This is a genomic window from Campylobacter sp. CFSAN093226 (assembly GCF_012897595.1).
Lineage (GTDB): Bacteria > Campylobacterota > Campylobacteria > Campylobacterales > Campylobacteraceae > Campylobacter_D > Campylobacter_D jejuni.
Map to the genome: position 1 here is coordinate 1,298,013 of NZ_CP040608.1, position 13,539 is coordinate 1,311,551.

Consider the following 13,539-nt stretch of genomic DNA (forward strand, 5'->3'; position numbering starts at 1 on the left):
TTGCAAAATGGAAAATTCTTTCTTATAAGCTTTATTTTAGTCATTTTATTTCTTTTGCTTTACCTTTTTAAAGGTTTTTTACTTGTAATTATCATAGCTAGTTTAATGGCGGTAGCTACCTCAAATATCAATGCGAAATTTTTAAATCTTACTAAAGGGCATAAATTTTTAGCTTCCATTCTTACAACAACTTGTATGGTTTTGCTTTTCTTTGCACCTTTTGTTTATGCTATGATAGAACTTGCCAAAGCTTTAAAAAATTTTGATATTAATTTAGTCACACAAACTCTTGATTATGTCAAAAATTATCAATTTACCTTGCCTGAAAGCTTTAATTTTTTAGAACCTAAAATCAAAGAATTTTTAGCATCTATAGATTTAAATAGTATTTCTAAACAAATTCTAAGTTATGCTTCAAGTTTTACAAAATCAGGAGCTAAATTTCTTATAGATATGGTTTTAATTTGCGTATTTTATTTCTTTGCAAATCTATATGGAACAGAACTTGTTATCTATCTTAAATCCATCATTCCTATTGATAAAAAAGAACTTGATGATGTTTTAAGCGAGGTGGGTAATGTTATGGCTGTTGTACTTTACTCTATGGTGATTGTAGCGATATTTCAAGGTGCGCTTTTTGGTTTAATCACAATATTTTATGGTTATGATGGAATTTTAATGGGAGTAATTTTTGCTGTAAGTTCTCTCATACCTGCTATAGGAGGTGCTTTAATTTATATGCCTGTAAGTCTTTATGAATTTGCCTCAAACAATCTTAACTCAGCTCTTGTTATTTTTATTTATTCTGTAATTGTAATTTCTTTTATAGCAGATACTTTAATCAAACCTTTAATCATCAAATGGATCAACAAAAAACTTGTAAAAACCCCTACTAAAATCAATGAACTTTTAATTTTCTTGGCTATGATAGCAGGAATTTCTACCTTTGGTTTTTGGGGTATTATATTAGGTCCTGCGATTTTAACCTTTTTTGTATCAACTTTAAGAATGTATGTGATTTTAAAAGATAAGAATTTAATTTAACTTGCCTTAAAAAAGGCAAGTTTGATGTTCTAGGCTTTTGGGCCTATCATTTTAGTAGGATCAACAAATTTATTGAAATCTTCTTCGCTAACCAAACCAAGCTCCATTGTGCTTTCTTTTAAAGAAATACCTTTTTTATGGGCATTTTTGGCTACTTTAGCAGCGTTTTCATAACCTATGTGTGGATTTAGAGCGGTAACTAGCATTAAAGAATTATGAAGATTATGATCGATTTTTGCACGATTTGGTTCTATGCCTACAGCACAATGGATATTGAATGAATGCATAGAATCAGCCAACAAATCAAGACTTTGCAAGAAATTATAAATAATCACAGGCTTAAACACATTAAGTTCAAAATTTCCTTGACTTGCTGCAAATCCGATAGCTACATCATTTCCCATCACTTGTACAGCAACCATAGTAACAGCTTCACACTGGGTAGGATTTACCTTACCTGGCATAATCGAACTTCCTGGCTCATTTTCAGGGATGATAAGCTCACCAAGACCGCATCTTGGGCCTGAAGCTAACCATCTTATATCATTTGCAATTTTCATTAAATTTGCAGCCAAACCTTTCATAGCTCCATGAGTAAAATTAATCGCATCATGACTTGTTAAAGCATGAAATTTATTTGGACTTGAAATAAATTTTGTACCTATAAGTTGAGTTAGCTCTTCACTTACTTTTTGGCTTAATTCTGGATGTGCATTAAGCCCTGTTCCCACTGCGGTTCCTCCTATGGCAAGTTCTCTTAAAGTTGGTAAAGAAGCGATGATTTGCTCTTTTGAATGTAAAAGCATAGAAAGATATCCACTAAATTCTTGCGCTAGAGTAAGTGGAGTAGCATCTTGTAAATGCGTGCGTCCTATCTTGATAATACCATCAAATTCTTTTACTTTTTTTTCAAAAGTTGCAATAAGCTCATCAAGCGCAGGGATAAGCTTTTTCTCTACTTGCTCAACCGCAACGATACTCATAGCTGTTGGAAAAGTATCATTTGAACTTTGACTCATATTAACATGATCATTTGGATGTACAAGCTTTTCTTTGCGAAAATCCCCGCCCATGATTTCAGTGGCACGATTTGCAATAACTTCATTCATATTCATATTGCTTTGTGTGCCTGAACCTGTTTGCCAAATCGCAAGTGGAAAATTATCATCAAATTTACCTGCGATAATCTCATCGCAAGCTTGAACTATAGCATTTTTCTTAGCATCATCAAGTTTGCCAAGTTTGTTATTGACCAAAGCTAAAGATTTTTTAAGATTTGCAAAAGCATAGATTAAAACCTTTGGCATTTTCTCACAACCGATTTTGAAATTTTCAAAACTTCTTTCAGTTTGAGCTCCCCAATATTTGTCATTTGGAACCTTAACTTCACCCATGGTATCATGTTCAACTCTGTATTCCATAATTTTTTCCTTTGATTAAAATTTTATTTATTATAAGCTAAAAAAATAAATACTTTCAAAAACGTTTTCCTACTGAACTCATTAAATGCAATTCATAGGCATTATGAGAAAATCTATTCATTAACATAAACTGCCAAAATACATTGTTTTTATATAAAAATTCTGAATTAAAACCTTGACTTAAAATATTATCTTTTAATTTATATTTTTGAATAAAAGCAATAGGAAAATCAACAAAACTAGCCTTATTTTCTAAAGTTCTTCCATAAATTCTTTTTTCAAAAATTACAAAAGTAGAAAAAGAAGCTTGATAATCATCTTGCTCTATATTTTTAGCAAGATTAAAACCTAAATTTGCATTTATGCTATGATGTTTTAAACTTTCATAATTTTTAGCAAAAGGACTTTTATTTTCTTTAAAATCTTCTTGATAAAAAAAACTATGTGTAAAATACATTAAAGGATTAAAAATAAAATCTTGACCTAAAATAATATCTTTAGTTACACCAAGCTGGGCTGAAGTTTGCAATGTTTTATATTTGCCTTCAATTGGCTGCTCTACTACAAAACGATTAAGAGTATTAAATCCTACACCTATACCTAATCCACTTAATATTTTTATAAAATCTAAATCATGGTTATAATTAAGCAATAAATCCATGTTATAACTCTTCAAATCACTACCATTATTAAAATTAAATTTAGCGCTAGAAAGAGATAAAGCATAAGCTAAAAAGCCTGATGAGAAATTTTCTCCTAAAGAGATATTAGCACCTGTTTTTTGACCTGAAAAATCTTTATCTTTATAGTATTTATAACTTGGAGTAAGATGCCAAAAATATTCTTCATTGCTAAAAATTCTAGGTAAATAAGTACTAGCAAGTAAGATATTATTGTTTTGTGCAAAATTATTAATATTAAGAGGATGAAGGGTAAATAACATATTATTTTGCATTAAATTAGATTGATTATGATTACTAAAAGTGCTTAAATACCCTGAACCTTCTATTCTATTTAATTTAGTCTTTACATCTATTCCATTATCTAAAGAAGCAAAAAATTCCTGATAAGTCTGACTCAAGTCTGCCCTAGATCGCAATTGTCTTAAAGCATTTCCCAAGCTTGTATTAGGAATTTCGTAAGCATTTGGCTTTAAATTAGGTTTTATTAAGGTTTTATTAATACTCACTAAATCATCACTTAAAACAAAATCAAAATTTAAAGCATAGGTATTTTGTATCAAAACATGATTAAAAGATGATAAACTTTTTTCCAAATCTCCCAAATTAATTTTCACTGGCTTATTTAAGATATAGTATTTAGGTAAAGGAATATATTCTAAATTCCCGCTCTTAATATCATAAGTTTTTGCAATCAGTTTAGAATTTTTATAATTACCAAAATCAAGTTGCAATTTAGAATCAACTCCTTCTTGAGTATAAGTTCCTTGCACGGTTAAATCATTCAAATCTTCATTTCCAGGTCTAACTATGCCTTTATTGTTTAAATTTTGCCCTACAATACCATTACCGCTTAATATTGCTTTTTGTTCTACATAAGCATTATTTTTAACTTTTCCTTTAAGCTTTAATTCTCCTTGTTTGATTAAAGTTGCGCCCTCATAAGTATTTTGACCACTGATAATCAAAATACCTTCACCTTCTTTAGATAACCCTATGTTAAGATTAGCTAAATGTGTAGGTTTATTAATAGCACTTGATAAATGAGTACTTTCATCCCATTTTCTTTGACTAATATCATTAGAAAATTCAGCATCATAACCTGCAGTGTTTATAGTATAATAAGCTGTATTAGGTTCTTGCTCATATTTTAATACATCCTGATCACTGAGTCTGTTTGCATCTAAAATACTCAGTCCTTTTAACGCCTTTTGTGCATCTAAAATTCCTTGTCCAAATAATTCTTCTTTCTCAACTCTAACTACTCCATTAATAGAACTAATAGTGGAAGTATTAAGTTTTTGTGACTGCGCACTATCTCTATTATCCCAAATATAATCACTATAATCAATCCATTGTCCATTAACTTGAACTTGTATTCCATTGTAAAGCTGTTTTAAATCCCGTTTTATTTCATCTTCTATCCCAGGTGGATCTTGCGAAATATACACAATAAGAAATTTAGGTTGATTTGTTCCATCGGTTACTTGTTTAACAGTAAATTTTGGAGCCTTATAATTTTTATTTGCTGTACTTAATAGTATATCAGCAATTTGCTTACCATCCAAAAAGGGGAAATTTTGCTTGACCAGTGCCGCTGTTCCACTTACCATAGGTGCTGCCATAGAAGTTCCACTTTTTTTTGTAAACTTATCATTAGTGCTTGAATCAACATTATTAATATTTACTCCAGCAGCAACTAAAGAAAAATTCGTAGCTCCCTTAAAACCATTACTAAAATCAGCCAAACCTTGACTTTTAATTATTAAAGTCCCATCTGATTCTAAAGTAATCTCATTTGCATCCAAAGCTCCAACAGCCAACCAAGCTCTTAAAGATTCATCATAACTTGGTAAAATCGCATGCAAAGCAGGGCTAAGAATTCCTTCATTACCAGCAGCAAATACATTTAATACTCCCTTGTCCTTGCTAAGCCTCATCATATCATTAGCAACCTTATCTGCTTTCATAACATATTCCAAAGGAGTATTACAGATATTATAGCTTGTCCCTTGATTAGTTTGAGTACAATCTACTAATCCAGAATTTGAAGCCTTAAGATTAAAATAAGGATAAAAATTAATACCCCAGCTATTATTAATAATACTCACATCTTTGAAAAAATTATAAATATCAGGAATTTGAGTGTAAGAGCCATTTGGAAACACCCCAGCTCCATAAAATTTTGCCCCATAAGCCACTCCATAAGGTTTGCTATCGCCTATCTTTGCTCCAACAGCTATACCTGCTACATGACTTCCGTGTGTTGATTTTTTCAAATCAGGTATAAGCTGTTTCCCAGCTGTATCAGTAGGATAAGTAGACTTTAAAATCTTATCCTTTAAACTAATATGATCTTGATTAAAAGCATCATCGGCTACACCTATTATAATAGTATCTCCGCTATACCCTAGCTTATGTACTTTATCAATATGATGAAGTTCAAATTCGCTTAAAGCAAAAAGTTTACAAACTAAAGTTAAACAAAAAAATTTTTTCATTTCTATTCTACCGTTACGCTTTTAGCCAAATTTCTTGGCATATCCACATCATTGCCAAGTCTTATGGAAATTTCCATCGCCAAAAGTTGAGTAATGACCATCATTTCAAAAAATTCACACATATAATGATCTTGCTCATTGGTTTTTATAAAATCATCACTTAAATCAAATTCTAAAGGTGAAATGCTAAGCACTGTAGAATCCCTAGCAATAAGCTCTTCAACATTTGATTTTGTTTTTTCATAAAGCATGTGCTTTGGCATTAAAGCTATAGTATAAAGCTTAGAATCAGCCAAAGCAATAGGGCCATGTTTCATCTCTCCTGCAGGATAACCCTCAGCGTGAAGATAAGATAATTCTTTAAGTTTCAAAGCTCCTTCTAAAGCCAAAGGATAAAACACATCTCTGCCTATAAAGAAAAAGCCATGTCCATCTAAATAACGCTTGGATAAACGATGAATTTTTTCATGTAAAGCCTGTTTTACACTCACGCAATTTGGAGTATGCAAAAGTGCTTTAATTTCAGCAGAAACATTTAAATTTCTTTTTTGTGCCATAAAAATAGCAAGCATCCAAAGTGTTAAAACCTGAGTAGCAAAAGCTTTAGTTGAAGCAACTCCTTTTTCTATGCCCGCACGAGTTAAAAGACTTAGATGTGCTAAACGCACTATATTAGAATTATCCACATTGCAAATTGCAAAAGTCTTAGCACCCTGCTCTTTTGCAATCTTTAAAGCCTCTAAAGTGTCTGCTGTTTCTCCACTTTGAGAAATAACGATAAATAAAGAATCTTTTTTTATAATTGCTTCACGGTATCGAAATTCACTTGCAATTTCTACTTTAGCTTTAACTTTAGCAATTCTTTCAAACAAATAAGCACTTGCCATTGCAGCATGATAGCTTGTTCCACAAGCACAAAGCGTGATTTCATCTACTTGACTTAAATCTTCATTGTTTAGCTCATCAAAAACGACTTCATCGCCTTGAATACGCCCCATTAAAACTTCACTCATCACGCGACTTTGTTCATAAATTTCTTTTTCCATAAAAAAACGAAAGCCGTCTTTTTTTGCATAAGCCTTATCGCCTGAAAGCTTAGAAAAACAAAGTGATTTTAAAATATCATTTTCATAAACGACAAGCTCATCTTTACTCGCGTATCCCAAGCTTAAATCTTCAAGATACATTACCTCATCACAACTTCCTATCAAAGGCGCATCACCTGAAGAAAAATACCATTCTTTATTTGCATTTTTACCTATAATCAAAGGAGCAGCATTTTTTGCAAAATACACATGATTGGGATCTTTTTTTGTTACCAACAAAGTAGCAAAAGCACCGCGAAGTTCTTTGATGGTTTTTTGCCAAGCTTCAAAAACTCCCAAATTTCTTGCATAAAATTCAAAAAGCTGGACAATAACTTCTGTATCGGTTTGACTTAAAAAACTCACGCCTTCTTTTTCAAGTTTATCTTTGATTTCTTTATAATTTTCTATAATACCATTGTGAATCACACAAGAATACTGTCCTAAATGAGGATGTGCGTTGATTTCAGTAGGCTTACCATGAGTTGCCCATCTTGTATGACCTATAGCAAAACCATAACCTTGACTTTCAAAATCCGTGCATTTATTCGCCAAATTTTCAAGTTTTCCTACAGCTTTAAAAAAACTAAGCTCTCCTTCTTGCATCACTGCCATACCCGCACTATCATAGCCACGATATTCTAATTCTTTAAGTCCATTTAGTATAATTTGTTTTTTTTCATTATTTCCTATATAGCCTACGATTCCACACATTTTTTTACTCACTTATTAATAAATTAACTAACTTTTGCTCGCTATGTTCTAATTTTTCATTCTTTTGAAAAATAAAAATATTACGCGTCCTTTGTCTTATGGTTTGAATTTTTGCTGCACATAAAACAAGTTCAAGTTCATTAAAAACATTCATCAAATACGCCATTAAACCCTGCTGATCTTTAGTATTAAGACCTAATTTGGCATACATTTTAGAATAATTTAAGTCTAATTTTAACTCATCTTTTTTAATGATTGGCTTTTTAATTTTTTTCAAATTAAAACCAGAAAGATTTGAATTTAAAAGCTCGCAAAGTTTTAGTTTTTGCTCATCACTGATAATATTATCATATTCAAATCTTAAATAAATTTTATCATCAAAAAGTTCAAAAAAATTCATGAAAATAAGATTTAAATTTGTTAAAGAACTTAAAATAATGGCAATATTAAAATGAAGTGGTGCAACAATTTGCAAACTAAGATTTGTTTCATTGCTAAACCAAAATTTAAAATCATTTTCTTTGGCTAATTTAGAAATCATAACAATATCTTCAAAAGTATTTTTTATAATAAAAAGATTTGATTTGATATGTATGATTTTATCTTGCAAAATTTCATCTTGCTCTAAAAAAATCTTACTTCTTTTAAGTGTTAATTCTTTTTTTACTCTTCTTGCGCTTTCTTCAAGTAGATTTTCATCTTCAAAACCTTGTTTTGCATTTTCTAAAAGTTTATCAAGAACTCTAAAATAAAAAGCATTATAATTTAAAGCCTTAGCCTTTAGCCAAGTTAAAGTGTATAAAAGCTCTAAATTTTCTAAATTTTCTAGCTTAGAAACCAAGCTACTTACAACAATAGGATTGTATATATCTTCTTTTTCTACAAGATCTTTTAAGGCATTATTGTTTTTAAATATCTTAAGACCCCATTCTAAAATTTCATTCTTTAAATCAAATTTGGAGCAATACGCTCTATATATGCCTGCTAAAGAAATTTCATTTTCACTTTCTATAGCGCTTAAAAGTATCACAAGCTTTAAAATCATTTTTTCATCGGTTTTAAGTTTTTGGAGTATCTCAAGCTCATCTTCGTATTTTTCAAATTCACTTAACATAAGAAAAACTTGCTCATCAAAACTATAATTTCCTTCTTCATCGCTTAAAAAACGAACTGTCCAAAAAGGCTTACATAAATCTTTTAAAATTCCACTATCAAGCAAAAGTTTTAAAACACAAAAACTATGCCTTTTATAAAAAATTTTCTCAAAAAGTATTAAAGCTTTTTCTATATCTTTTTTACCGTATTTCAATCTTCCTAGGGCAAAAACCAAGTTAAGATCGAAAATAACATGTTTATCTTCAAGTTTTAATAAGTATTCTAAAACTTCCACAAGAGTTTTAAATTTATATTCTTGTTTAAGAGTATGATTTAATCCATCTTGAATTTGCTTTGCTAAAAAGTGTGTATAAAAACCTATAGTATGCATACTTTGCAAAGCCTTTTGAACCAACAACTCATTTGCTCCAAAATGTTTTTTAGCTTTTTTATACATTAATTCACTCAAATCATGAACATTAATAAGTAAAAATTCATCCTCATCTTTAGCACTTAATAAATTCATCGCTGATTTTAAAGAAAGTAAAAAATCTCCAGCTAAACGCAACTCGCTTAATTTTTTTTCATCTATAAAATTTAAAGCATAATTTTTTGGAGAAGTCTTAAAAAGAACAAGCAAACTCTCCAAGGATCTTAAATGATTTAATCCGCCAAAATCTTTTAAGATATTAAATTCTTGCTTTATAAATGGAATGTCAAATTCTTTAAAATTTTCTAGCAAAAGCTTGGCAAAATCATTTTTATTTTCTTTTATAATACTCTCAAATTTTATCTTAATCCCTTTAAATAAAATCCTAGAACCACATATGAAACGAGTTTGTATTATAGAAGTCTTAAGCTCATTGCTAGCATTATAAAGTCCATTAAATTCTAAGATAACCGAATCAATTTGCAAATGCGCATCATTTAAAATTTCGATAAAAGCCTTAATCATAGGTTTTAAATGAAAAGCCTTAATATCTTTATAAACAAAAATCAAAGAAATACTTTCATTAAAACAAAGACTATTATTTGCATATGCTTTGCTTGCTAAAACACAAAAAGGGATATTATCACTTGGAGGTGAAAAATCATCAAAATAATCTTTAAGAACTATATCATAAGCTTTTTTTATGAAATTATCCATATTTTTAGAATGATATAAGCTAAACGCCCCTTGCTTAAGAAAAAATTTTCTACAACTTTGGGTATAGGAACTAAGATTTTTTTTAAAAATTTCTAATTCTTTATTTAACAAAATTTCTACTCTCTTTAAAATTTTAATATTTTAATAATAATCTTAACAAAAATATCTTTTATTTTGGCTTTTTCTATAAACTCTTTTTCAGTAAGCAAAAATTATAATGCTTTATTTAAAAACAGCAAAAGAGTAAAATTAAAATGAAAAATTTAATCACCAAACTAGAAAATGAAGAAAGATTAAACCAAGAAGAAGCCAATGCACTTTGGGATCTAGATCTTTTTACCTTAGGCAAATACGCTCACAAAAAACGCACTAAACTTCATGGAAAAAAAGTCTATTTTAATATCAATCGCCATATCAACCCAACTAATATCTGTGCAGATACCTGTAAATTTTGCGCCTTTTCAGCGCACCGAAAAAATCCTAATCCTTATTTGATGACTCATGAAGAAATCATGAAAATCGTCGATGAAACCGTAAAACGAGAAACCAAAGAAGTGCATATCGTTTCAGCTCACAACAAAGATACAACTTGGCAATGGTATTTAGAAATTTTTAAAATGATAAAAGAAAAATATCCTAATCTTCATGTAAAAGCTATGACTGCTGCTGAAATTGATTTTTTACATCGTCGTTTTAAAATGAGTTATGAAGAAGTGATAGAAAAAATGCTTGAATACGGCGTTGATTCCATGCCAGGTGGTGGAGCTGAAATTTTTGATGAAGAAGTGCGTAAGAAAATTTGTCATGGAAAAGTTAGCAGTGAAAATTGGCTTAAAATTCATAAACTTTGGCATGAAAAAAGCAAGCAAAGTAATGCTACCATGCTTTTTGGACATATAGAAGAAAGACATCACAGGATCGATCATATGTTAAGACTGCGTGATCTTCAAGATCAAACCGGTGGATTCAATGCTTTTATCCCTTTAGTTTGGCAAAGGGATAAAAGCTTTATACAAACTGATAAAATCATGGATAGTGAAGAAATTTTAAAAACCATTGCCATTTCTCGTTTAGTGCTTGATAATATCAAAAATATCAAAGCTTACTGGGCAACAATGACTTTAAATTTAGCCATGGTAGCACAAGAATTTGGAGCTAATGATTTAGACGGCACTATAGAAAAAGAAAGTATACAAAGTGCAGGTGGTGCAAAGTCCGCCAAAGGCACAAGTTTAAAAACTTTTATCGATATGATAAAAACTTCAAATCTTATTCCTGTAGAACGCGATAGTTTATACAACGAGCTAAAAACCTACTAAGGAGAAAAAATGAGCTTTTTTAAACTCAAAGAAAACAATACGAGTTTTAAAACCGAAGTTATAGCAGGACTTACTACTTTTTTAGCTATGGTTTACATTATCCCCGTAAATTCTAGCATAGTAGGAAATACAGGAATGCCTATAGAAGCTTTAATCACCGCAACAGCTTTAATTACCATAGTTGCAAGTGCTTTTAATGCTTTTTTTGCCAATACTCCTGTAGCTATGAGTGTAGGAATGGGTTTAAATGCTTATTTTACCTTTGCGGTTTGTTTAGGTCAAAACATAGCTTGGCAAAGCGCCTTAGGAGCTGTTTTTATTTCAAGTATTATTTTTCTCATACTTTCTTTTACGCATTTTCGCCTTTGGGTAATCCGCAATATCCCAAAAGATTTACGCCTTGCAATTTGTGCGGGCATAGGTTGTTTTATTGCATTTTTAGGCTTAAGTCAAATGGGTGTGATAATGCATAATAAAGATACCTTAGTCAGCATAGGAAATTTCAAAAGCCCTCATGTGCTTTTTGGAATTTTCACTCTAGCTTTAATCATCTTTTTTTGGGCTATAAAACTTCGCGGAGCTTTTATTTTGGGGGGTATTAGCAAGCTCTATTATTGCTTGGATTTTCCATTTAGACAATGCAAGTTTTCCTGTGCAAATCTTTTCTTGGCCAAATTTTAGCATGGAAAATGGTTTAGGAGCCATCTTTTTACAACTTGATATCAAAAGCGCCTTAAATATTACTATGATACCTATAATTCTTACTTTTTTTATCACTCAACTTTTTGATAGCATAGGAACTATCACAGGTGTGGGTGAAAGAGGAAAGATTTTTGATGATCCCAAAAATGGAGAAAAAAAACTAAGCAAAACCTTAATGGCAGATGCAACAGGATCAGCCTTAGGAGCTATGACAGGCACTTCTACAGTTACAGCCTTTGTTGAAAGCACTACAGGGGTTGAAAGCGGAGGAAGAACTGGGCTTACAGCTTTAGTTGTAGCTATTTGTTTTGCTTTTACACTTTTTTTACTGCCACTTTTTAAAGCCATTCCTGCAAACGCAATATACCCCGTACTTGTAATGGTTGGAATTTTAATGTTTATGGAAGTTAAAAATATAGATTTTAAAGATAGTGCTATAGCTGTAGCAAGCTTTTTTACTATTATCATGATGCCTTTTACTTACTCCATCACCACAGGTTTTGCTTTTGGTTTTCTTTCTTATTTACTTGTAAGAATTTTTAAACGCGAATGGGATAAAATCAATCTTGGCATTATAGTTTTAAGTTTATTATCTTTGGGTAATTTTTTACTTATGGCACTACAATAAATAAGGATATATAATGATATTTTACTCCTATGAAGAATTTAAAGAAGATGTAAAAATTCTTGCTAAAGAAATTAAAGAAGATTTTAACCCTGATGCACTTTTAGCTATAGCAAGAGGGGGGATGAGTTTAGGACACTCTTTAGCAGTGGCTTTAAAAACGCGTCAACTTTTTGCTTTAAACTCAATTCATTACGATAATACGAAAAAACTTGATACTATTGAAATTTTTAACATTCCCGATTTAAGCAAGCACAAAAAAATTCTACTCATTGATGATATAGTAGATAGTGGAGAAAGTTTAGCAGAAATAAAAAAAGTTTTGCTTGAAAAATTTCCTCATATAGAACTTAAAATTACAACCATTTTTTACAAAAAAACCGCTCTTTTAGAGCCTGATTTTAAAGTAAAAGAAGCTACTGAATGGGTGGATTTTTACTGGGATATAAATCTTGATTAAAAATTTGCTATAATTTTACTTTTAAAATTTTTAGGAGTTTTTGCTTGAGAATAAAATTTATATCTTTTATTTTAATTTTTTTTACTATTTTTGCTTTTGCTAAAGAACAAAATTTAGATGATTTTGAACAAGAATACCAAAACTATCAAGTAAACGATCCACTTTCAGGATATAACAAAGCTATGACAAGCTTTAATGTGGCTTTGTATGATTATGGTTTGCGTCCCGTTCTTAAGGGCTATAACGCTATCACTCCTGAATTTATAAGATTAGGGGCAAGAAATTTCTTTGATAATTTACTTGCTCCTTTGCGTTTTGTAAGCAATGTTTTGCAGTTTAAATTTGAAGAAGCTGGAGAAGAATTTAAAAGATTTACCGCCAATACCATCATGGGTTTTGGTGGACTTATGGATGTGGCATCAAAAATGGGTCTTAAAAAACATCCCGCGGACTTAGGAACCGTTTTGGCTCACTGGGGTGTAGGAAGCGGTTTTCATATTGTCTTACCTATACTTGGTCCTAGCAATCTTAGAGACACTCTTACTTTACCTGCAACTTGGTATGCAAGTTTTACCGCTTACATTGATCCTACTTGGGCAAGTATAGCTATAAGTGCTTATGGATTTGGTAATGAACTTAGTTTTAGGCTTGATGAAATTGATGAAATTTATCACAACACGCCTAATTTATATCCATTCTTGCGTGATGCTTACGAGCAAAGACGCAATGAACTTAGCAAATAAAGG

At 30.7% G+C, this 13,539-nt stretch carries 8 protein-coding genes and 1 pseudogene; 5 read left to right on the forward strand and 4 right to left on the reverse strand.

Annotated elements, in window-relative coordinates:
• Window positions 1-1,044 carry an AI-2E family transporter gene (locus FBF02_RS06675; RefSeq protein WP_002856044.1) on the forward strand — a complete coding sequence of 348 codons (1,044 nt, stop codon included), beginning with the start codon at window positions 1-3 and terminating at the stop codon, window positions 1,042-1,044.
• A 29-nt stretch (window positions 1,045-1,073) separates the two neighbouring features.
• Here FBF02_RS06675 and fumC read toward each other — a convergent pair whose 3' ends face one another.
• The 4 genes from fumC to FBF02_RS06695 are packed head-to-tail and all read right to left on the reverse strand — an operon-like array spanning window position 1,074 to window position 9,798.
• On the reverse strand, window positions 1,074-2,465 hold the full coding sequence (fumC, locus tag FBF02_RS06680) for a class II fumarate hydratase (RefSeq protein ID WP_002857888.1): 1,392 nt from the start codon (window positions 2,463-2,465) through the stop codon (window positions 1,074-1,076).
• A 55-nt stretch (window positions 2,466-2,520) separates the two neighbouring features.
• Window positions 2,521-5,646, reverse strand: coding sequence for a S8 family serine peptidase (locus FBF02_RS06685; RefSeq protein WP_002858452.1), 3,126 nt, complete (start codon window positions 5,644-5,646; stop codon window positions 2,521-2,523).
• A 2-nt stretch (window positions 5,647-5,648) separates the two neighbouring features.
• On the reverse strand, window positions 5,649-7,445 hold the full coding sequence (gene glmS / locus FBF02_RS06690; RefSeq protein ID WP_002858421.1) for a glutamine--fructose-6-phosphate transaminase (isomerizing): 1,797 nt from the start codon (window positions 7,443-7,445) through the stop codon (window positions 5,649-5,651).
• Window positions 7,446-7,449: 4 nt separating this feature from the next.
• Window positions 7,450-9,798, reverse strand: a complete 2,349-nt coding sequence (locus FBF02_RS06695) for a nucleotidyltransferase (RefSeq protein WP_002858387.1) — start codon at window positions 9,796-9,798, stop codon at window positions 7,450-7,452.
• A 143-nt stretch (window positions 9,799-9,941) separates the two neighbouring features.
• On the opposite strand from FBF02_RS06695, the gene mqnE reads away from it, so the two are divergent.
• From mqnE to FBF02_RS06715, 4 genes and pseudogenes are all read left to right on the forward strand, one after another.
• On the forward strand, window positions 9,942-11,006 hold the full coding sequence (mqnE, locus tag FBF02_RS06700) for an aminofutalosine synthase MqnE (RefSeq protein WP_002858079.1): 1,065 nt from the start codon (window positions 9,942-9,944) through the stop codon (window positions 11,004-11,006).
• A 9-nt stretch (window positions 11,007-11,015) separates the two neighbouring features.
• Window positions 11,016-12,336 (forward strand): annotated as a pseudogene (locus FBF02_RS06705) (NCS2 family permease).
• A gap of 13 nt (window positions 12,337-12,349) precedes the next feature.
• On the forward strand, window positions 12,350-12,793 hold the full coding sequence (locus FBF02_RS06710) for a phosphoribosyltransferase family protein (protein WP_002852389.1): 444 nt from the start codon (window positions 12,350-12,352) through the stop codon (window positions 12,791-12,793).
• Between the two features lie 44 nt (window positions 12,794-12,837).
• Entirely contained in the window at window positions 12,838-13,536 is a 699-nt protein-coding gene (locus FBF02_RS06715; protein WP_002853724.1) for a VacJ family lipoprotein, read from the forward strand.
• Window positions 13,537-13,539: the final 3 nt, after the last annotated feature.